Origin of the sequence: Flavobacterium sp. Root935, assembly GCF_001429295.1 — a bacterium.
Lineage (GTDB): Bacteria > Bacteroidota > Bacteroidia > Flavobacteriales > Flavobacteriaceae > Flavobacterium.
The window spans coordinates 618,000-639,935 of record NZ_LMJL01000010.1 but is presented as its reverse complement, the minus strand read 5'-3'; the positions used below and the strand labels follow the sequence as shown (position 1 = coordinate 639,935).

Here is a 21,936-nt window from a genome sequence, read left to right as displayed (position 1 = left end):
ATAAAAACATTATATTATTAAATCGAAAAACCCCAATTCAGTTAATGAATTGGGGTTTTCTATGAATAAACCTTTAGTAAACTAAGATCTGATTACTCTTTTTTGTCCTCGCGTGGAGGTCTAGGAACAAGTGCTTTTTTAGACACTTTTTCTTTTTTAGTTTTTGGATCAACTCCTAAGTATTTTACTTGGAAAACATCTCCCATTTTAACTACGTCAGCAACGTTTTCAGTGCGTTCCCAAGCAAGTTCAGATACATGAAGTAATACTTCGTTTCCTGGTGCAGCAGTATATTCTACTACAGCTCCAAAGTCAAGCATTTTGATAACTTTTACTTCGTAAGCTTCTCCTAATTGTGGTTTGAAAGTAATAGAAGCAATTTTTGCTAATACGGTTTCAATACCAGCAGGATCTGTACCTAAGATTTCGATAACACCTTGCTCATCAACCTCATTAATAACGATAGTTGTTCCAGTAGCTTTTTGTAATTCTTGAATTACTTTTCCACCAGGTCCAATTAATGCTCCAATAAAGTTTCCAGGAATAGTTCTTGTGATGATTTTTGGCGCATGTGCTTTAACGTCAGCTCTTGGAGCTGCAATAGTTTCAGTTAATTTACTTAAAATGTGCATACGTCCGTCACGAGCTTGGTTAAGAGCTTGTTCCATAATGTCATAACGTAATCCATCAATTTTGATGTCCATTTGACAAGCTGTAATACCATCAGCAGTTCCAGTTACTTTAAAGTCCATATCTCCTAAGTGATCTTCATCACCTAAAATATCAGACAAAACAGCAAATTTCTCACCATCAGTAATCAATCCCATAGCAATTCCAGAAACTGGTTTTACCATTTGAACCCCAGCATCCATAAGAGCCATTGTTCCAGCACAAACTGTTGCCATAGAAGAAGAACCATTAGATTCTAAAACTTCAGAAACAATACGAATTGTATAAGGACAATCTGCAGGAATCATGTTTTTTAATGCTCTTTGAGCTAAATTACCGTGACCAACTTCTCTTCTTGAAGTTCCTCTTAATGGTTTTGCTTCACCAGTAGAGAAAGGAGGGAAGTTATAGTGTAAGTAGAATTTCTCTTCACCTTGTTCAGATGGAGAATCGATTTGGTTTGCTTCTCTAGAAGTTCCTAAAGTTACAGTTGCCAAAGCTTGAGTTTCTCCACGTGTAAATAAAGAAGATCCGTGAACTCTTGGTAAATAATCAGTTTCACACCAGATTGGTCTGATTTCTGTAGTTTTTCTTCCGTCTAAACGAATTCCTTTTTCAAGGATAACATTACGAACAGCTTCTTTGTTTGTTTTGTAGAAATATTTCCCTACTAAACCAGCTAAATCTGGATTTTCAGCATATTCTTCTTCTGTAAACAAAGCTTTAGCTTCTTCTTTTACAGCTGCAAATTTCTCACCTCTTTCACTTTTTCCAGAAGCTTCTTGTGCAATTGTATAGCATTTATCGTAAGCAGCAGCTTTTACTTTTGCGTAAACAGCTTCGTCTTCGATTTCACCTTCGTAAGTTCTGTATTCTGGAGAACCAATTGCAGCTCTTAATTTTTGTTGAGCAACAATTTGAACTTTAATAGCTTCGTGAGCAAATTTGATAGCTTCTACCATTTCTGCTTCTGAGATTTCTTTCATCTCACCTTCAACCATTGCAACAGAGTCCATAGAAGCTCCAATCATCATATCGATATCAGATTTTTCTAATTCTTCTCTACTAGGGTTGATAACGAATTTCCCGTCAATACGTGCAACACGTACTTCAGAAATTAAGTTATAAAAAGGAATATCTGAAACTGCTAATGCTGCAGATGCTGCTAAACCAGCTAATGCATCTGGCATAACTTCTTCGTCATGAGACATTAATTGAATCATAACTTGTGTTTCAGCGTGGTAGTCATCTGGGAAAAGCGGACGTAAAACACGGTCAACTAATCTCATTGTTAATACTTCGCTGTCGCTTGGACGTGCTTCTCTTTTGAAGAAACCTCCTGGGAAACGACCTGCTGCAGCAAATTTTTCGCGGTAATCTACCGTTAATGGTAAAAAGTCAACGCCTGGGTTAGAAGTGCGAGCTGAAACTGCTGTTGCAAGAATCATTGTGTCGCCCATTCTTACTACTACAGAACCATCAGCTTGTTTAGCTAAACGTCCTGTCTCGATTGTGATGCTTCTGCCATCACCTAAATCGATTTTTTCTACAAATAATTGTGGAATCATAAATTTTTTCCTTTTGATTATACAATGGGTTTTAGTTGTGTTGTAGTGTTGTTGTGTGTAGTTGTTGTTATCTAAAACCCAATGAAAAACCAAACTTTTTTTCTTGTAATATGCTTGTAAGCAGTTGTAATTGTAAAAACAAAAAGAGGCACTTTCGCACCTCTTTTATATATTGATTATTTTCTGATATTCAATACTTTGATAATCTCACGATATCTGTTGATCTCTTTCTTTTTCAAGTAATCCAACAAAGCTCTTCTTTTACCTACTAATAGTACAAGAGAACGCTCAGTGTTGTAATCGTGACGATTTTTTTTCAAGTGTTCAGTTAAGTGAGCAATTCTGTAAGTGAACAATGCAATTTGACCTTCTGCGCTTCCAGTGTTTGTTGCACCACCGTGTTGTGCGAAAATCTCTTCTTTCTTTTCTTTAGTTAAATACATTCCAATATTATTTAATGATTTTTATGTATGTCATACATCTTTTGTAAGACGGTGCAAAATTAGATTAAAAAAACAGAAAAATCAAAAAAAAATACAAGAATCTAAAAATAGAATATTGATTTTTGTTTTTTGAGTAATTTGCTACCTTGTCATTTTACTAATTTGTTACTGTTATAGGTATCGAATACTGCACTCTAACGGGTACGCCTCTTTGTTGTCCTGAATTCCAGTTTTCATAGCTGGTAATAACTCTGATTAATTCTTCATCCAGTCCGTATCCTAATGATTTTAAGATTTTTGGCTCAACAATTTTTCCGTCTTTTGCAATTATAAATTGTACGATTATTTTCCCAGCTACTTTATTATTTACAGCTTCTTTTGTTTTTACAAAATTATCCCCAATGAATTTATAAAAATCGTTGACTCCTTTTTTGGGTAATGGTCTTACCTCTAAAACATCGTATTTACGTTCAACTCCTAAAGAATCGGTGCTTTTACCAGAGATAAACCTTCCTTTCTTGTAAATATCGATATAACTATAATTTAGTTTTTTATTAGTTCCGGTCCAGATTTCATCTTTATAGCCGTTTTTTATTTTTCCTTTGACAATAACCTCTTTGTCATTTTCATCATAATTTCCATTTCCATTAACAACTAAATGCTCGTTTTTAGAATTCCAATAATTATCCATTCTAAAATCAGAGCTTAGTGTTTTTTCATCTTGAAAATATTCTCCTTCTAACTTTGGATTTCCATTTTCGTACCATTCCTTGAAGCTGCCTTTTAGTCTTCCTTTAAAGTAATTTTCTTCTCTTTTTCTATTTCCATTATCGTAGTAGTAGACAAATTTACCTTCTTTGGAAAATCCATCTTTTGTCTTAGAATTCCCTTCCATTTTTAATACACCAGACTTATAATAATCTTTAATTTGATATAAATCTTTTTCCGTATAATAGTCTTTTATAATTCTGTAAGAGATGTGATTTTCTTTTGAAACATCTTTTCCAATCGAATCATAATAAATGATTTTATCTGATGTGTTTTGCGAAAAAATCCAGATTGGAAATATTAAAAAAAGTAAATGAAGAGTTTTTTTCATTGAATGTTGGCTAGTATATATTTCTTATTTTAATTTCTTAACGTTTTTTGTATTCTGTTTTTCAGTTAATGATGAATAGGTGGTTTTCACATTGTTTTCATCAACACTTATTCCCGAAGTTAAAATCCCCTTATCATAATTGTCGACAAAAGTCGTTTTGTGCAATAGGTCGTTTCCTTGCCAAGAACCCTGTTTCAGTCCATCTTTAATCGTTCCTTTTTGTGATACAAACTTATCTGTTTCCTCATATTCTCCATTTCCGTCAGTCACGGTTTGGCTTTTATCTTCATCCCAGCAATTAAGAATTAAGGTTTGAGATTTCTTTGTTTTTGGATCCCAAATATTATGTTTCTCAGATTTTTTACTTTGGTTTTCGTACCAATTAATTTCCTTGCCATTTTTGTGGTCGTCAGTATAATTAACAACAGCTTCCTTGGCTCCGTTTTTGTAATAGTAAATAAACTCTCCGTCTTTTTTTAGAACATCACGGTCTAAAGTAGCGCCAGTCATCTTCTTTCGTCCATTTTTATAGAAATCAGTTACGACATATCGCATGCTTTTTTGCGAATAATTGGTAATTACTCTCGTATAGCTGTAATTGTCGGGTGTGCATTCCTGATTTAACGAGTCTAAAAAGATTTTTTTTGAGACCATGCTAATTTGTGCAGACAGACTAACTGAAATTATCAGAAGCAAAAAAAGGAATATGTTTCTTTTCATTCAGTTCTATTTTTTATACTAAAAATAGTCCTTCTAGAATAGTTTAGCAACTTCCTGATTAACAAATTCTAAAAATCTTTCGTCAGCCTCTGTAAACGGATCAATAACATGACTGTCAATATCAATTTGACCAATATTTACTCCATTCACAAATAACGGAACTACTATTTCAGATTTCACTGTAAAACTGCATGCAATATAATTATCCTGTGCTTTAACGTCTGGCACTACAAAATTAGCATTACTTTCTGCTACTTGTCCGCAAATTCCTTTTCCAAAAGGTATAACAGTATGGTCTGTTTCTGCTCCAACATACGGACCTAGATGCAAAGTTTTCGCTTCGTGATTGGCAAAATAAAAACCAACCCAGTTGTAATATTCTATATTTTCATTTAAAAGCTTGCAGATTGCTAATAATTTCTCGTCTCTATTTGCTTCATTGCCAGTAACAATGGCGGTTATTTGTGGTTCTAATTCTTGAAATGTCATGATGTAAAATTTTATACAAAAGTATTTAAAGCTGAACTCAAAAAATACATAAATTTGAAAAAAAAATCTCTTGAAAAAATATTTAGTTCAGTTTAAGCCTTTCTTGATTTTTGTAAGCATCTTTTTCTTGACATATATTGTCTTGACTTTGCTTTATAAATTTTATTTAAATAGTTATGAAGCAGACGATTTAGATGGTATTACTATAGTTACAGGTAAAAATGCAGAGTTGTTGTTAAAGCTTTTTAATTATGATGTAATAATTCAAAAAAGCTCTCAAAATCCTTGGCAGGAGATTATTATGAATGGTGCTTATTTAGCTCGTATAACCGAAGGCTGCAACGCGGTAAGTGTAATGATTCTTTTTGTTTCATTTGTCGCAGCTTTTTCTGGAAAGTTTAAAAAAACATTCTTATTTATAATCTTAGGACTTATCTCTATTTATATTTTGAACGTAATTAGAATTGCTCTTTTAACGGTGCTGTTATTCTATTTCCCAAAACAAAACGCATTTCTTCATGGAGTTTTGTTTCCGTTAATAATTTACGGTTATGTTTTTATTTTATGGATTTTATGGATTAATAGATTTTCAAAATATGCTAAATAATTTAAGAGAAAATAAGTTTAAAATCTTCATAGCAATAGTTATTGTAGTATGCTTTGCATTGATAAGAGCATTTGAAACAAAATTGTTTTACGATCCGTTTTTGAACTATTTTAAAAATGACTTTCATAGTCAGCCTTATCCTCAAGTTGAAACTCCAAAGCTCTTTTTAGGACTTTTTTTTCGTTATTTATTAAATTCCGTATTGTCTTTGATCTTGATTTACGCATTATTTAAAGATCGTGATATTTTAAAATTTAGTTTATTAATATATACCTTGTTTCTAGTCGTACTATTGGGAATGTTTTATGTAATTCTAGAATATTTTCCAGATGCAAGCTGGCTTCTTTTCTATGTAAGAAGATTCATAATCCAGCCTATTTTAGTGTTACTGTTTATTCCGGGATTCTATTATCAGCTTCAGAATTCAAAAAAATAACATTTCTTTTTGTTTTTTATCGATTGTTTTTTGAATAGCTTTGCAGTATGAATTTGAAAAAGTGTACAGGTCTATTTTTGGCGTTCCTCTTATTGGTTTCCAATATTGGGTTTGCTTTTGACGTGCACTATTGCGGAGGAAAAATTGCTTCCGTTTCATTAAATACAACAGTAGAGCCTGTTGTAGAAAAAAAATGTTGTGGTTCAAAAGAGAAAAAGAATTCTTGTTGTAAGGATAAACTAGTTCATTTTGAAAAAAAGTCAGACAATGCAACTTTCAAATTTTTCTTTTTCCAATTTGCATTTCCAGCTGTTATTCAAGACTACAAACCATTAGCTTTTTTAGCGCTTCCAAATTTTAAAAAGAAAGAAGTTCTTTCGTATTATTCTGATGCGAATGCGCCCCCCTTATTCAAATTATACCATCAGTATATTTTCTATTCCTGATTTTAATGTTAAGATGCACTGCAGGTCTTGATTAAGACTTTGCATTTACATTTTGATGGTTTTGTTTTGATCAAACATCAAACATGTAATTCTTTTCAACATTAAAATCATTTTTTATGCAAAAAAATATAATGCTTTTTATGGCGTTTTTGCTTTCTGTTACTGCTTTTTCGCAAGAAGATTTAGAGGAAGTAAAAATTAATAAAAAGCAAAAAGGAATAAAAAAATCCTTCACAGTAACAGCCAACACATCTTTAATTACAAGTAAAGAGCTGCTTAAAGCCGCTTGTTGTAATCTGGCCGAAAGTTTCGAAACAAATCCATCCATAGATGTCAATTTTTCGGATGCCTTAACAGGAACCAAGCAAATTAAAATGCTCGGTTTAACAAGTCCTTATTTAATGATTACCGAAGAAAATATACCTTCTGTTAGGGGAGCTTCACAAGCATACGGTTTATCATTTACTCCAGGAACGTGGATCGAAAGCGTGCAAATCACTAAAGGAGCGGGGAGTGTTATTAATGGCTACGAAAGTATTTCAGGTCAAATTAATACTGAGCTTTTAAAACCTTTAAGCGATATTCCTTTTTTCCTGAATGTTTATGGTTCAACTGATTCTCGTTTTGAATTAAATACCCATTTCAACAAAAAACTTTCTGATAAATGGGCAACAAGTTTGTTCGTTCACGGAAACACGCGTGTAGCCAAAAACGACATGAACAATGACGGATTTTTAGACAACCCGTTAGGAAAACAAATCAATGTTTTAAACCGTTACCAATATTATAATCCAGAAAGTGGTTTGGTTAGTTTTATCAATTTCAGGTATATGAATGATAAAAAACAAACAGGAGAAGTTGATTTTGATAAAGATCGTGATCGTGGAACCACAAATTTTTGGGGATCTGAGATCAATACAGAACGCTTTGATGTATCAACAAAAATAGGTTATGTTTTTAAAGATATGCCTTATCAAAGTATTGGTTTTCAAAATGCATTCAACAGTCACAAACAAGATTCTTATTTTGGTTTAAATCAATACGATATCAAACAGAATAGTTTTTATTCTAATTTGATTTTCAATTCCATCATAAACAATACAATGCATAAGTTTACGACTGGTTTGAATTTTACATACGATCAGTATCAGGAATTTGTAAATGTTACCGATTACAGCCGAATTGATAACTCGGTTGGAGCATTCTTCGAATATACTTATGACAATACAGATAATTTTAGTTTGATTTTAGGAGGACGAGTAGATAATCATAATCGATTGGGATTTTTTGTTACTCCTAGATTACACATGCGATATAATCCTTGGAAAAATGGTGTTATTCGTTTTTCTGCAGGCAGAGGAAAACGTACAGCGAATATTTTTGCCGAAAACCAGCAGCTTTTTGCCAGCTCAAGAAATTTTTCGATCTTGGATTCAAGCGGAAAAGTATATGGACTAAACCCTGAAATTGCATGGAATTATGGTATTAGTTTTTCACAGAAATTCCGTCTTTTCAATAAAAATGCAGATGCCGGTTTTGACTTTTATAGAACCGATTTTCAAAATCAAGCTGTGGTAGATTTAATGCAAAGTCCGCAGCAAGTGTTGTTTTATGATCAGAAAGGAAGCTCATTTGCCAATAGTTTGCAAGTGGAATTTAATTATGAGCTCATTCATAATTTAAATTTAAGAACAGCCTATAAATATTATGACATCCAAACGGATTATTTAAGAGGAACATTTCAACGTCCGCTACAGGCAAAACATCGCTTCTTAGGGAATTTAGAGTATGAAACAATAATGGATGAAGACAAACAATGGAGGTTTGATTTTACCTATAATTGGTCTGGAAAGCAGCAATTGCCTTATACGGCTTCCAATCCTGAGGCAGATCAATTTCCAGATTTTTCGCCTTCATATGCTGTAATGAATGCACAAGTAACTCGTGTTTTTTCTTCTGTTTTTGAAGTATACATTGGAGGAGAAAATATTGGAAACTATAGACAAGAAAAAGCAATTCTAGGTGCAGAGAATCCTTTTGGACCAAATTTTGATGCCTCTGTAGCATATGCTCCAATTTTTGGGCAAATGTATTACGCGGGTTTAAGATTTAAGATTAAATAAAATTTTAATCGTAATAACAATTTCAAAAATCAATATAACGTTAATAAATAGTAACAAAATGAATAAATTAGTTTTAATAGTAATGATATCTTTTTTAGGGTTTTCTGCGCAGGCACAAACTAAAAAGAATAAAAATTTAAAATACACCACAGAAGTAAACGGAAACTGTGAACAATGTAAGAAGAGAATAGAAAAAGCGGCTTATGGTGTTCCCGGAGTAAAAACTGCTAGCTGGGACATAAGTTCGCATCAGCTTTCAGTTATTTTAAACGAAGAAAAATCTTCTCCTTTAGATTTAAACAAGGCAGTCGCAAAAGCAGGTCACGATACTAAGGAGGTTAAAGCTGAAACAGCAGATTATGACAATTTACACACTTGCTGCAAGTACGTAAGAGAATAATTATTTTTAAAGCCCAAGCGTTAGTTTGGGCTTTTTTTAATAGTTAATTTATGTTTAAAATACCGCATTTTATTGCGGTTACAGTAAATTATTGTTACTTTCACACACTTATAAAGATAACCAACTTCGTTTTATGAATAATTTTGATTGGACCCAGTTAATTAACCCTGAATTTTATATTACTTTAAGTGTCGGAGGTTTTCAGATTGGGTTGTTTATTGTGCTGTTTATAGTGTTTGCTGAAACAGGGCTTTTTGCAGGTTTTTTTCTGCCTGGAGATAGTTTGCTTTTTTTAGCAGGTATTTATAGCCGTGACTTGATTGAAAATGTTATGTTTATTCCTAACGATTTTTTAAATGTACTACTACTTGCGACTTTAGTTGGAATAATGGGAGTTTTAGGAAATATGACAGGTTATTGGTTTGGAGCCAAAAGTGGTTATTATTTATTTAAAAAAGAAGATTCATTCTGGTTTAAGAAAAAATATCTGCTTCAATCAAAAGATTTCTTCGAAAAGTATGGAGGAAAAGCCATTATCTACGCTAGATTTCTTCCTATTTTTAGAACGTTTGCGCCAATAGTTGCAGGAATTGTTTCGATGGATAAAAAGAAGTTTATGTTTTATAATATTTTGAGTTCTTTCCTTTGGTCTTTCATATTAATTTTTGCAGGACATTATTTGTACGGCATCTTTTTAAAACAAGGAATAGATTTGAAAAAACATATAGAATATATTATTATAATTATTGTAATCATATCAACATTCCCAGTGTTAATGAAGCTTTTGAAAAAGAGACCAGCAGAAAAGATATAATAAGAAATAAAAATAAAAAAGTCCGAAGCTTCAAAACTTCGGACTTTTTTATTTTCATATTTAATTTAGAAATAATTTCTATTTATATAAATGAATTCTCTCTAGTATTTACTATAGTGCGGTTTCAACCGGATATAAGAAAATAACAAACACTTTTGATTATTAGAACGAACTTGTAAGAGTTTCTGTAAATGTTAGTGTTTCGTAAGAAGTTTTAAAATTTGTAGTTAACAATTAACAATTTTAAAACCTACCATTCATTTACTTTGTTAGCGTCCATTTTAAGAAAAATAAACAACAAAATGGTAAAACCCCAGAGTCCAGAACCTCCGTATGAAAAGAAGGGTAGAGGAACCCCAATTGTAGGGAATATTCCAATTACCATCGCAATATTTACAAAAAAGTGTATAAAGAGAATACCTGCGACACAATATCCGTAGACTCGGCTGAATTTTGTTTTTTGTCTTTCAGCTAAATAAATTACTCTAAGCAATAATCCAACGAAAAGTGCAATTACGGTTAAAGAGCCTGCAAATCCCCATTCTTCACCAACTGTTGTAAAGATATAATCGGTATGTTGTTCGGGTACAAATCCGCCTTTGGTTTGTGTTCCTTCCAAGAAACCTTTTCCAATCCATCCCCCAGATCCAATTGCAATTTCAGACTGATTGGTATTATATCCAATACCTTTCATATCGACGCTTTTACCTAATAAAATATTGAAACGGTCTCTATGGTGTTGTTTAAAAACGTTATCAAAAACGTAATCAACAGAAAAGACAAAACCAGAGATTAAGGCTAATAATATAGCGCTCAAAATTATATTGCGGTCAACAGCCCTGCCTTTGAAATGGATAATAGCTAATACAACAAACGCAATTATGACAACTACATAAGGTTCTAGTACTAATGTAAGAACAAAGAGAACAATAGTAATAAAAGCGGTCCAGACATACCAAGAAGGTAGGCCTTCTCTATATAAAACAAGGATAAAAACACTGTAAATTAAAGCACTTCCAGGATCTGGCTGTGGTAAAATAAGTATTACAGGTAATAACATAATAGCTAATGCCTGAATCTGTCTGTTGGTTTCTTTTAAATTAATTTGAGTGTCACTCAGGTATTTAGCCAGCGCCAATGAAGTTGCGGCTTTTGCAAATTCTGAAGGCTGTAAAGTAAAACTTCCTATGGCATACCAGCATCGCTGACCTGCAATCGTTTTTCCGAAAAGAAATAGGCCCGCAAGAGATAAGAGAGAAACTCCAAAGATAATACTGGCATATTTTTCATAAAACTTACCATCAACAAAAAGAACTATAAATATCAAAGGAATAGTACAGCAGATAAAAATAAGCTGTTTTTGATAAGTTCCGTCAGTTGACAATAATGAAGACGAATAAATATTCAGCCAACCTAAAGTTACCAGCGCAATGTAGATAAAGACACTTATCCAATCGATATTATTTTTTACACTTTGATTTTTCATTTGAAATAATCTTTCTTAGTTTTTCTTAGTAGTGTCTACTGCTGTTTTCTTAACTTCAGTGGTTGGTGCTGTTGCGACTGGTGCTTTTGGTTTTACAATTTTGGCTTGTAAAACAGAATCTTTTGGTACAGATTCTATTTTAAGAGCCTCTCCTAATCCGCCCAATTTAGCATATTCAGAAAGCAAACTTTTGTTTAATACTCTTACTTCCAAATCAGTTCTCGTAATTTTTTTTCTAAGATATTTTTCAATCATTAAACTCGCGATAGGTCCAGCTACAGTTGCTCCAAAACCTCCGTTTTCAATCATAACTGCAATTGCAATTTTCGGATTGTCTTTTGGTGCAAAAGCCACAAAAATAGAGTGATCTTTAAGCTTTTCTCTTTTACCGTTTATTTTTGCATAATTCTCAGCTGTTCCAGTTTTTCCGCAAATATCAATTCCTTCTACTCTAAGAGCATATGCGGTACCTTTATTGTAAACATCAAATAATCCGCTGATAACTGGCGGAAAATATTTCTGATCAATAGTTGTAACATGCTTTGTGGTAAACTTTTCGTCAATTTTTTCTCCTTCAATCTTTTTAATGATATGAGGAGTATAATAATAACCCTGATTTGCAACAGTTGCCATCATATTGGCTAATTGAATCGGAGTCATCAAAACTTCACCCTGACCAATTGCATTTGATACAATGGTGGAACTTCTCCATCCTCCGTTAGGGTAAATTCGTTTATATGTTTTAGAGGTCGGAATATTTCCTTTTTTACCAGTTGGTAAATCATAACCCATAAATTGTCCTAAACCAAAACTTCTTACGTGATCACTCCAAACATCTACAGCTTTGCCAGGATCAGAATATTTGTTAATTGTTAACATGTATGCCTGACCAAAATAAGTATTACAAGAATTGTAAATTCCATTATGCAGTTGATGAGGTCCAAAACCGTGACATTTCATGAATCGGCCTCCTCCATAACTAAATCCGTGATGACACATAAAAGTGGTTTGCTCATTAACTACACCTTCTTGAAGTGCAACTAATCCAGTAAGAATTTTAAATGGAGAACCTGGTGGATATTCTGCTAAAAGTCCTCTGTCGTATAACGGTTTCGCGATAGAATCACGATATAAAAGCGTATAATTTTTAGATCTCTGACGTCCTACTAAAATACCTGGATCGTAAGAAGGAGCGGTGACAAGCGCTAAGATTTCACCAGATTTAGGCTCAAGGGCAACAATTCCTCCTCGCTTATTGATCATTAATTCTTCACCATATTTTTGAAGTTCAGCATCAATAGTCAAGTTGATATCTTCTCCGGCAACGGCAATCGTATCGTATTTTCCTTCTTTATAGGGACCAATCTCTCGGTTGTATTTATCTTTTTGAATGTATTTTACACCTTTTATACCACGTAAAATTTCTTCGTAACTTTCTTCTACACCTTGTTTTCCGATTAAATCACCACTGTTATAGTAAGGATTCTTGGCAATTAATTTCTCATTAACTTGTGTGATGAAACCAAAAATATTTGCACCATAATCTACTTCATAATCACGTAAAGATCTTTTTTGGAAATAAAAGCCTTCATACTTTCTGATTTTTTCTTGAAAAGCAGCAAATTCAGTTTTATTTAATTGCGATAGAAAAACAGAAGGAAGTCTCGGACTGTATACTTTTGCCTTTTCAATACGTTTATGATATTCTTCTTGAGTAATATTTAGAAGATTACAAAATTCAGCAATATTAAGGTCTTTCTTTACTTCTCTAGGAATTACCATAATATCATACGAAGCCTGATTAGCCACAAGAAGTTTTCCATTTCGATCGTAAATGTAACCTCGCTCAGGGTAATCATAAACTTTTTTTATCGCATTATTTTCTGATTTCAATTTAAAAGAATCGTCAATAATCTGCAGATAAAATATCCTAATCACTAGCAAAGATGCTGCAATAATAATTATAGTGGGCAGCAGAACTTTTCTCATCGTTTATTGGGCTTAATAAGATAAATTATTATTATTGAGGTGATTATAGTAAAGATAGAGCTAAATAAGGTTCGGAGTAAAATGTCCCAGATAAATTTAAACTGAAATGCTTCGAGAACAAATAATACAATGTGGTGTATTAAAACCGAAACCAAAATAAATGAAAAACGCTCTGGAGTTAGAGACTCATTTAATTTTATGGTTTGATATTCGTAACTAAGTCCGAATGAAAATTTGAAAATATAAGGCCTGTAGTAGGCTAGAATAACACAAGCAGTTGCATGTATTCCACCAGAATTACAAAACATATCCATTGTTATTCCTAGTAAGAAACTAGAAAGAATTAAACCAGCTTTATTGCTGTTTACAGGATACAAAATAATGTACAAGATATACGGAAAAGGACTTATGTATCCTAAGAAATTCATATTGTTGAATATAACAATCTGAATTGCCAGCAGCATAATAAATCGAAAAATATTTACCAACAAAGCGCTATTCATCTTTTTCTTTGCTTTTGTTTTCTAAATTAATAAGTTCTTCTCTGTCCTTACTCTTGATAATATAAACGTGTCCAAGATTTGTCATGTCATTAAATAGCTTAACATTTATGACATAATAACTTGTATTCTTTTTGATGTATATTTTATCTACCGTACCAATATTGATTCCTTCTGGGAAAATCACAGATTGACCTCCAGTTACAATAGTATCGCCTTTTCTAATAGAAGCTAATCTAGGAACATCTTCTAATTGCACAAATCCTGTACTTTTTCCATCCCAAGTTAATGAACCAAAATGATTTGATTTTTTGATTTTAGCATTAATCTGCGATTTCATGTTTAAAATACTCACAACAGTAGAATATCTTGGCGAAGTATTATCAACGACTCCAATAATTCCTAAGCTATTAATAACACCCATATCTTGTTTAATCCCTTCATTGCTTCCAGCATTTAAGGTGATGTAATTTTCATGTGTATTATAAGAGTTGTGAATTACTTTTGATACGATTATGTCAGCAGGTTTTACGCCTTTGATACTGTCAGGTAAAGGTAATTTTGTAGTGTCTTCCTTGTTGAATAAAAGACTTTTTAATCTTGCGTTCTCAAGTACAAGTTCGTCGTTTTCAGCTCTTAAATTCAAATATTCATTTACACGATTTATTTTTTCATAAACACCGCCGCTTAAAAAATTAGCAGAACTGATTACCTTGCTTCTGTGATAAGAATGAGATTGAATTGTGAGTCCTAACGAAATACCTAAAAGCAGCAAAAACAGCAATCGATTACTGTTTCTTATAATGAAATTAAAAATTTGCTGCATTTCTTGTTTGGTTATTTTGTTTCAGGATATGCTTTATGGTTTCAGATTTTATAAGGATCAAATATTAAAAATTTGACCCTTATAAAAGTAAATTGATTGTTATTTTGAATCTTATTTGATTAAGATACTTTTAAATTTTGCAATATTTTTAAGTGCCATTCCTGTACCGCGAACAACAGCTCTTAAAGGATCTTCTGCAATGTAAACAGGTAAATCTGTTTTTTGAGAAATACGTTTGTCAAGACCTCTCAACATAGATCCACCACCCGCTAAATAGATACCAGTATTATAAATATCGGCAGCTAACTCAGGAGGAGTTTGAGATAATGTTTCCATTACTGCATCCTCGATACGTTGAATAGATTTGTCTAAAGCTTTTGCAATTTCACGGTAAGAAACATCTACTTGTTTCGGTTTACCAGTAAGTAAATCTCTACCTTGAACAGACATGTCTTCTGGCGGACCATCTAAATCTTCGATTGCAGCTCCAATTTGAATTTTTATTTTTTCAGCAGTACTTTCTCCAACAAAAAGGTTATGTTGTGTACGCATATAATAAACAATATCATTTGTGAAAACGTCACCGGCAATTTTTACAGATTTATCACATACAATACCACCTAAAGCAATTACAGCGATTTCTGTTGTACCACCTCCAATGTCAACAATCATGTTTCCTTTTGGCTGCATGATGTCAATTCCAATACCGATTGCAGCGGCCATTGGTTCGTGAATCAAGTAAACTTCTTTTCCATTTACACGCTCACAAGATTCTTTTACTGCACGCATTTCAACCTCAGTAATTCCAGAAGGAATACAAACTACCATTCTTAATGCTGGTGTAAACATTCGCTTTTTTAACGCAGGAATACTTTTAATGAACATATTGATCATTTTTTCTGACGCGTCAAAATCTGCAATTACACCATCTTTTAAAGGCCTTATGGTCTTGATGTTTTCATGCGTTTTACCTTGCATCATGTTGGCTTCTTTACCAACAGCGATGATTTTGCCTGATACTCTATCACGTGCTACGATAGAGGGGCTGTCAATAACAACTTTATCATTATGAATGATTAAAGTGTTTGCGGTACCAAGGTCTATTGCAATATCCTCAGTCATGAAATCAAAAAATCCCATAAGTTTTTTAGGGGTTTAAAATGTTATAAATTATTTTGAACAAAGTTAAACAAATTAATGTTTAAAATGACGAGTTCCTGTAAATACCATTGCAAGATTATTTTCGTTGCAATAATTTATGCTTAATTCGTCTTTTATCGAACCTCCTGGCTGAATTACTGCTGTAATTCCTGCTTTTTTGGCTAATTCTACACAATCCGGAAATGGGAAAAATGCATCACTCGCCATCGAAGCTCCATTTAAATCAAATCCAAAAGCTTTTGCTTTATCAACAGCTTGTATTAAGGCGTCAACTCTTGAAGTCTGACCTGTACCTGATGAAATCAATGTTCCATTCTTAGCAAAAACAATTGTGTTTGATTTTGTATTCTTGCAGATTTTAGAAGCAAAGATCAAATCTTCGATCTCCTGAGCAGTAGGTTCTGTTATAGTAACGGTTTTTAAATGCTCTTTATTATCCGTAATATTATTTCTATCCTGAATTAACAATCCATTAAGACAAGTTCTTACTTGGCGAGATGGTAATTCAACATCATTTTGAACTAATATAATTCTGTTTTTCTTTTCTTGTAAAACAGCAACAGCTTCATCATCATACGCTGGAGCAATAACTACTTCGCAGAATAATTTGTTGATTTCCTGAGCTGTAGCTAAATCAATTTTAGTATTTGAAATTAAAACACCTCCAAAAGCAGATGTAGGATCGCAAGCCAAAGCTGCTAAATAAGCTTCGCTGATTGTTTTTCTTGACGCTAAACCGCAAGCATTGTTATGTTTTAAAATTGCGAACGTTGGTCCGTCAGTTTTAAATTCAGCAATTAAATTTACTGCAGCATCAACATCAAGTAAGTTGTTGTATGATAATTCTTTTCCGTGAAGTTTGCTGAACATTGCATCAAAATCTCCAAAGAAAAATCCTTTTTGGTGAGGGTTTTCACCATATCTTAAAACTTGACCGTTTGCAATACTTTCTTTGTAAATAGTCTCGTCTGTGTTGAAATAATTGAAAATAGCTCCGTCATAATGAGAAGAAACATGGAACGCTTTAGTGGCAAACAATCTTCTGTTTTCAAGAGTTGTTGCTCCGTCTTGTTCTGTAATTAAATCTAAAAGCAAACTGTATTCATTCACAGAAGCTACAATTACAGTGTCTTTGAAATTTTTTGCACCAGCACGAATTAATGAAATTCCGCCAATATCAATTTTTTCAATAATATCTTGTTCGCTTGCACCAGAAGCAACTGTTTTTTCAAAAGGATACAAATCAACGATAACTAAATCGATTTGAGGAATATCAAATTCCTTCATTTGTTGTACATCACTTTCATTATCCTGACGATTCAAGATACCACCGAAAATTTTTGGATGTAAAGTTTTAACTCTTCCTCCAAGAATTTCAGGAAAAGATGTAATGTCTTCAACAGGAACTACAGGAATTCCAAGGTTTTTGATAAAATCTTCAGTTCCTCCAGTAGAATAAAGTGTAACATTTTGTTCGTGTAATTTTCTAACGATTGGTTCTAATCCATCTTTCGAAAAAACAGAAATTAATGCCGATTGTATTTTTTTAGTTGTGCTCATTTTGTAGTTATGATTTTGAGACTGCAAAAGTAGTTTTTTTATATATTATATTAAAAAAAATTAGTGTAACAAAATGCTAAAAAAATCTACTGATGAGTAAGTTAACTTTTATTAGGTTTTTGATTTTAAATTATTGAATTTTACTTTATTGAAAAATACTAAAATATGCTTGTTTATTTAAGATTATTAAAAGAAAGTCTGAGCTTTGCTATCAACGCTTTGCGAAATAATAAATTACGTACTTTGTTGTCGCTCTTAGGTGTTACAATTGGTATTTTTTCAATTATTGCTGTTTTGGCTGCCGTTGACTCTTTAGATAAAAAAATCTCTAAAGATTTGAGCAGTTTAGATAAAAATACGATTTATTTAATGAAATTCTGCTTTGGGCCATCTGAAATTCCACAATGGAAAAGAGAACAGTTTCCAAATGTAAAATATGATGAGTATATAGGGTTGAAAAATTCAATGAACGATACTGATCAAGTAGGATATCAGCTTTTTGTAAATAGAGAAAGTTTAAAATACGATTCTAAAACGGTTAGTGATGTAAATATTGTTCCATCGTCAAGCGAAATGGTTAACATTGATGGATTAAGTTTCGATAAAGGCAGATTTTATAACGAATCTGAATCTAATTCTGGAACAGCAGTTATTGTTCTTGGATATGATATTGCTGAAGGACTTTTTGGTTCAAGTGATCCAATTGGAAAAAATATCCGTTTGTACGGACAGCGATTTACCGTCATTGGTGTAATGGCAAAACAAGGAGCAGGTTTTTTTGGAGATAGTAATGATACTTCGGTTTATCTTCCAGCCAATTTTTTACGCAGAATGTACGGGGACACTGATGCCATGACACCAGTAATTATTTTAAAACCAGTTAAAGGAGTAGACATGGAAGCTTATAAAGCTCAAATAGCTCAAAAACTCCGAGCTATTCGCGGAATGAAAGCAGGAGAAATGGATAATTTCTTTATTAATGTACTTTCTGGATTTACTGATTTTATTGACGGGATTCTAGGACAAATGAATGTTGTTGGATGGATAATCAGTGGATTTTCGCTTTTGGTTGGTGGTTTCGGAATTGCTAATATTATGTTTGTTTCTGTTAAAGAAAGGACAAACCTTATCGGAATTCAGAAATCATTAGGAGCAAAAAATAAATTTATCTTATTCCAGTTTTTATTTGAAGCTGTAATTTTATCAGTTATAGGCGGAATCATTGGACTTCTTATGGTTTGGGGAATTGCTTTAGTCTTAACTAAATTACTTGACTTTGAATTTGTTTTGAGTTTAGGAAATATTCTTTTAGGAACTGGTTTAGCGGCATTTATCGGTTTAGTTTCGGGAATTTTACCTGCTATTTCTGCAGCAAATCTAGATCCCGTAGAAGCTATTCGAACTGGAATGTAGTTATTGTGTGTATTTGCTTCTGAAATTTTAAAACTAGAATAATTGTTGTGGTGGTGTAGATAATTTAAATCGGAAAACAATGAGCTTTATCCTAAAAAATGTTGATACAGTTGAATCTATTTCTAGAGAAGATTTTAAAAAGAATTATCTAGATAAAAGAAAGCCTCTTATAATAAAAGGATTAACCAAAGATTGGCCTGCACGAGAAAAATGGTCTACGGATTATTTTAAAGAAATTGCAGGAGATATTGAAGTAAAGCTAGTTGATAATTCTAAGGCAGATCCTGCAAAAGTAATTAATGCTTCTATTGCCAGTATGAAATTTGGTGAATATCTCGATTTAATAAAAAGGGAGCCGACTCAATTACGTATTTTTTTCTTTAATCTTTTTAAACACAGGCCTGAATTAATTAATGATGTAAAAATTCCCAAAGAATTAATGGGTGGTTTTATAGAAAGTATGCCTGCTATGTTTTTTGGAGGCTCAAAGGCGATTACTTTCCTGCATTACGATATTGATCTACCACATCTCTTTCACACACATTTTGGTGGCAGAAAACATATAATCTTGTTCGATAATAAATGGAAAAAGAGGCTCTATTGTGTGCCAAATACTACTTACGCTTTAGAAGATTATGATGTTGCCAATCCAGATTTTGAAAAATTTCCGGCACTAAAAGGAGTAGAAGGCTATGAGGTTTTCCTAGAACACGGAGACACTCTATTCATGCCTACCGGAATGTGGCACTGGATGCGCTACATAGACGGCTCTTTCTCGCTAAGTCTTCGTGCGTGGGATAGATCAATAACTCGAAAAATGGGAAGCGTTTGGAGCTTATTTATGCATGGTGCAGTCGATAGCGCCATAAAAGTAGTTTTTAGAGAACGCTATGCAATTTGGCGTGAGAAACTAGCTTTTAAAATTGCTGATAGGGAATTGAAAAAGGATTTGAAAAAAGCGGGATGATTTAATTTTTTTGTTTTTTCAAAGAAGAAGGATTTTAGGATTGCTATTCAATGTCATGTTTATGGTGAATTTATTCAGTAAAAAAGTTCTGTAGGAACGACACATCAGTAGATATAAAAAAATCCCAAGAAGCAATTTCTTGGGATTTTTCTATTTTGAATAGTTCAAAAACTATCTAATATCATTGTTTTGAATCAAATCGATATATAAGTTGATCTTATCTTTCAATTCTTTTCTTGGCGTGATAAAGTCTAAGAAACCGTGCTCTAAAAGAAACTCAGCAGTTTGGAAACCTTCTGGTAAATCTTTTCCAGTAGTATCACGAACAACACGTGGGCCAGCAAAGCCAATCAAAGCGCCTGGTTCAGAGATATTAATGTCTCCTAACATAGCGTAAGATGCAGTTGTTCCTCCAGTTGTTGGATCTGTACAAAGAGAGATATAAGGTAATTTAGCTTCAGCTAATTGAGCTAGTTTTACAGAAGTTTTAGCTAATTGCATTAAAGAATAAGCAGCTTCCATCATACGAGCTCCACCAGATTTAGAAATCATAACAAAAGGCAGTTTGTTTTTGATCGCGTGATCAATACCTCTTGCAATTTTTTCACCTACAACAGCTCCCATAGATCCACCAATAAAGGCAAAATCCATACAGCAGATTACAAGTTCTCTTCCTTTAGATTTTCCTACTCCCGTACGCACAGCGTCTTTAAGATGAGTTTTTTCCATTACATCTTTTAATCTCTCTGCATATTTTTTTGTATCCACAAAATGCAAAGGATCTTTTGATGTCATGTTTTTATCTAACTCAACAAATTCGTTGTTGTCGAATAAAATTTCAAAATAGGTTGCGCTTCCAATTCGAACGTGAAAATCATCTTCAGGGCTTACGAATAAGTTACGAGCTAATTCGTCAGCATCAATAATTTTTCCAGTAGGAGATTTGTACCACAATCCTTTCGGAACGTCCATCTTATCTTCTGTAGCGGTCGTAATCCCTTTTTCTTGTCTTTTAAACCAAGCCATATTGAATGTTTTTTTTGTTTCAGGTTTAAAGTTTAAAGTTGCTAAACCTGAAACCTGAAACTTTAAACTTTTTTATTATAGTGTATTCACATTATTTAAATCAGCAAAAGCTTGTTCAAGTCTTGCGTTGAATGTTACTTCGCTTTCACGAACCCATCTTCTTGGGTCATAATATTTTTTGTTAGGAGCATCAGCACCTTCTGGGTTTCCAATTTGAGATTTTAAATAGTCAAGGTTTTTAACCATATAATCACGGATTCCTTCAGTGTATGCAAACTGTAAATCTGTATCGATGTTCATTTTGATAACTCCGTAGCTAATTCCTTCTCTGATTTCTTCAAGTGTAGAACCTGAACCTCCGTGGAAAACGAAATCTACTGGGTTGTGTCCAGTGTTGAATTTCTTTTGTACGAAATCTTGAGAATTTTTTAAGATTTTTGGAGTTAATTTTACGTTTCCTGGTTTGTAAACACCGTGAACGTTTCCAAAAGCAGCAGCAATTGTAAATTTAGGACTTACTTTAGATAATTCTTCGTAAGCATAAGCTACTTCTTCTGGTTGTGTATATAATTTTGAGCTGTCAACATCAGAGTTGTCTACACCATCTTCTTCTCCACCTGTAATACCAAGTTCGATTTCCAATGTCATGCCCATTTTGCTCATTCTTGCTAAATATTCTTTACAGATCTCTATGTTTTCTTCGATTGGCTCCTCAGACAAATCGATCATGTGAGAACTGAATAATGGTTTTCCTGTTTCTGCAAAGTGTTTTTCAGAAGCATCTAATAAACCATCGATCCAAGGTAATAATTTTTTTGCACAGTGGTCAGTATGTAAAATTACAGTTGCACCGTAAGCTTCTGCTAAAGTGTGAATGTGTTTTGCTCCAGCGATACCACCAGCGATTGCTGCTTTTTCGCCTGCATTTGATAATCCTTTTCCAGCGTTGAATTGTGCTCCTCCGTTAGAAAATTGAATGATAACCGGTGCATTTAATTTTGCTGCAGTTTCTAGAACTCCATTAATTGTACTAGATCCTGTAACGTTTACTGCAGGTAAAGCAAATCCTTTTTCTTTCGCATAATTAAAAATCTCCTGAACTTGATCTCCTGTAGCTACTCCGGGTTTAATATTGTGTGCCATTGTAATTTTTTTTATAGTTGTTTTTAGTTTTTAGGTTGCAAAAATAAGAAT

Annotated in this window: 21 protein-coding genes; 8 read left to right on the top strand and 13 right to left on the bottom strand. The window is 33.0% G+C overall.

Going from position 1 to position 21,936, the window contains the following annotated elements; all coding sequences use genetic code 11:
• Positions 1-92: 92 nt before the first annotated feature.
• The 5 genes from ASE40_RS13700 to ASE40_RS13680 all read right to left on the bottom strand — a co-directional run bounded on the left by ASE40_RS13700 (position 93) and on the right by ASE40_RS13680 (position 4,988).
• A complete protein-coding gene (locus tag ASE40_RS13700; protein WP_057117623.1) occupies positions 93-2,237 on the bottom strand; it encodes a polyribonucleotide nucleotidyltransferase in 2,145 nt (714 codons plus the stop codon).
• A 176-nt stretch (positions 2,238-2,413) separates the two neighbouring features.
• Positions 2,414-2,680, bottom strand: a complete 267-nt coding sequence (gene rpsO, locus ASE40_RS13695; RefSeq protein ID WP_057117622.1) for a 30S ribosomal protein S15 — start codon at positions 2,678-2,680, stop codon at positions 2,414-2,416.
• A gap of 157 nt (positions 2,681-2,837) precedes the next feature.
• Positions 2,838-3,779: an energy transducer TonB gene (locus ASE40_RS13690; RefSeq protein WP_057117621.1), complete on the bottom strand. Its 942-nt coding sequence runs from the start codon at positions 3,777-3,779 to the stop codon at positions 2,838-2,840.
• 24 nt (positions 3,780-3,803) lie between these two features.
• Entirely contained in the window at positions 3,804-4,499 is a 696-nt protein-coding gene (locus tag ASE40_RS13685) for a hypothetical protein (RefSeq protein ID WP_057117620.1), read from the bottom strand.
• A 33-nt stretch (positions 4,500-4,532) separates the two neighbouring features.
• Positions 4,533-4,988, bottom strand: a complete 456-nt coding sequence (locus tag ASE40_RS13680) for a GAF domain-containing protein (protein ID WP_057117619.1) — start codon at positions 4,986-4,988, stop codon at positions 4,533-4,535.
• 70 nt (positions 4,989-5,058) lie between these two features.
• On the opposite strand from ASE40_RS13680, the gene xrtF reads away from it, so the two are divergent.
• From xrtF to ASE40_RS13650, 6 genes are all read left to right on the top strand, one after another.
• A complete protein-coding gene (xrtF, locus tag ASE40_RS13675) occupies positions 5,059-5,595 on the top strand; it encodes an exosortase family protein XrtF (protein WP_057117618.1) in 537 nt (178 codons plus the stop codon).
• Positions 5,585-6,031: an exosortase F system-associated membrane protein gene (locus ASE40_RS13670; protein ID WP_057117688.1), complete on the top strand. Its 447-nt coding sequence runs from the start codon at positions 5,585-5,587 to the stop codon at positions 6,029-6,031. Before xrtF ends, ASE40_RS13670 begins: the two co-directional genes overlap by 11 nt.
• 47 nt (positions 6,032-6,078) lie before the next feature.
• Entirely contained in the window at positions 6,079-6,477 is a 399-nt protein-coding gene (locus tag ASE40_RS13665; protein ID WP_057117617.1) for an HYC_CC_PP family protein, read from the top strand.
• 116 nt (positions 6,478-6,593) lie between these two features.
• Positions 6,594-8,600: a TonB-dependent receptor plug domain-containing protein gene (locus ASE40_RS13660; RefSeq protein WP_057117616.1), complete on the top strand. Its 2,007-nt coding sequence runs from the start codon at positions 6,594-6,596 to the stop codon at positions 8,598-8,600.
• A 58-nt stretch (positions 8,601-8,658) separates the two neighbouring features.
• Positions 8,659-9,000 (top strand): heavy-metal-associated domain-containing protein, encoded by a 342-nt coding sequence (locus ASE40_RS13655; RefSeq protein ID WP_057117615.1) that lies wholly within the window; start codon positions 8,659-8,661, stop codon positions 8,998-9,000.
• 133 nt (positions 9,001-9,133) lie between these two features.
• Positions 9,134-9,814: a DedA family protein gene (locus ASE40_RS13650; protein WP_057117614.1), complete on the top strand. Its 681-nt coding sequence runs from the start codon at positions 9,134-9,136 to the stop codon at positions 9,812-9,814.
• A 250-nt stretch (positions 9,815-10,064) separates the two neighbouring features.
• Here the strand turns inward: ASE40_RS13650 and rodA are convergent, their stop codons facing one another.
• The 6 genes from rodA to purH all read right to left on the bottom strand — a co-directional run bounded on the left by rodA (position 10,065) and on the right by purH (position 17,336).
• Entirely contained in the window at positions 10,065-11,300 is a 1,236-nt protein-coding gene (gene rodA, locus ASE40_RS13645) for a rod shape-determining protein RodA (RefSeq protein WP_057117613.1), read from the bottom strand.
• 15 nt (positions 11,301-11,315) lie between these two features.
• Positions 11,316-13,289 (bottom strand): penicillin-binding protein 2, encoded by a 1,974-nt coding sequence (gene mrdA, locus ASE40_RS13640; protein ID WP_057117612.1) that lies wholly within the window; start codon positions 13,287-13,289, stop codon positions 11,316-11,318.
• Positions 13,286-13,792 carry a hypothetical protein gene (locus tag ASE40_RS13635; RefSeq protein WP_057117611.1) on the bottom strand — a complete coding sequence of 169 codons (507 nt, stop codon included), beginning with the start codon at positions 13,790-13,792 and terminating at the stop codon, positions 13,286-13,288. The genes mrdA and ASE40_RS13635 overlap by 4 nt, the downstream gene beginning before the upstream one ends.
• On the bottom strand, positions 13,785-14,615 hold the full coding sequence (gene mreC / locus ASE40_RS13630; protein WP_057117610.1) for a rod shape-determining protein MreC: 831 nt from the start codon (positions 14,613-14,615) through the stop codon (positions 13,785-13,787). Before mreC ends, ASE40_RS13635 begins: the two co-directional genes overlap by 8 nt.
• A 111-nt stretch (positions 14,616-14,726) precedes the next feature.
• Positions 14,727-15,755 carry a rod shape-determining protein gene (locus tag ASE40_RS13625; RefSeq protein ID WP_008466528.1) on the bottom strand — a complete coding sequence of 343 codons (1,029 nt, stop codon included), beginning with the start codon at positions 15,753-15,755 and terminating at the stop codon, positions 14,727-14,729.
• A 54-nt stretch (positions 15,756-15,809) separates the two neighbouring features.
• Positions 15,810-17,336, bottom strand: a complete 1,527-nt coding sequence (gene purH / locus ASE40_RS13620) for a bifunctional phosphoribosylaminoimidazolecarboxamide formyltransferase/IMP cyclohydrolase (protein WP_057117609.1) — start codon at positions 17,334-17,336, stop codon at positions 15,810-15,812.
• 165 nt (positions 17,337-17,501) lie between these two features.
• On the opposite strand from purH, the gene ASE40_RS13615 reads away from it, so the two are divergent.
• A complete protein-coding gene (locus tag ASE40_RS13615; RefSeq protein ID WP_057117608.1) occupies positions 17,502-18,749 on the top strand; it encodes an ABC transporter permease in 1,248 nt (415 codons plus the stop codon).
• A 79-nt stretch (positions 18,750-18,828) separates the two neighbouring features.
• Positions 18,829-19,716, top strand: coding sequence for a cupin-like domain-containing protein (locus ASE40_RS13610; RefSeq protein WP_057117607.1), 888 nt, complete (start codon positions 18,829-18,831; stop codon positions 19,714-19,716).
• A 171-nt stretch (positions 19,717-19,887) separates the two neighbouring features.
• Here ASE40_RS13610 and accD read toward each other — a convergent pair whose 3' ends face one another.
• A complete protein-coding gene (gene accD / locus ASE40_RS13605; RefSeq protein WP_026728501.1) occupies positions 19,888-20,742 on the bottom strand; it encodes an acetyl-CoA carboxylase, carboxyltransferase subunit beta in 855 nt (284 codons plus the stop codon).
• Positions 20,743-20,817: 75 nt separating this feature from the next.
• A complete protein-coding gene (gene fbaA, locus ASE40_RS13600) occupies positions 20,818-21,885 on the bottom strand; it encodes a class II fructose-bisphosphate aldolase (RefSeq protein WP_057117606.1) in 1,068 nt (355 codons plus the stop codon).
• Positions 21,886-21,936: the final 51 nt, after the last annotated feature.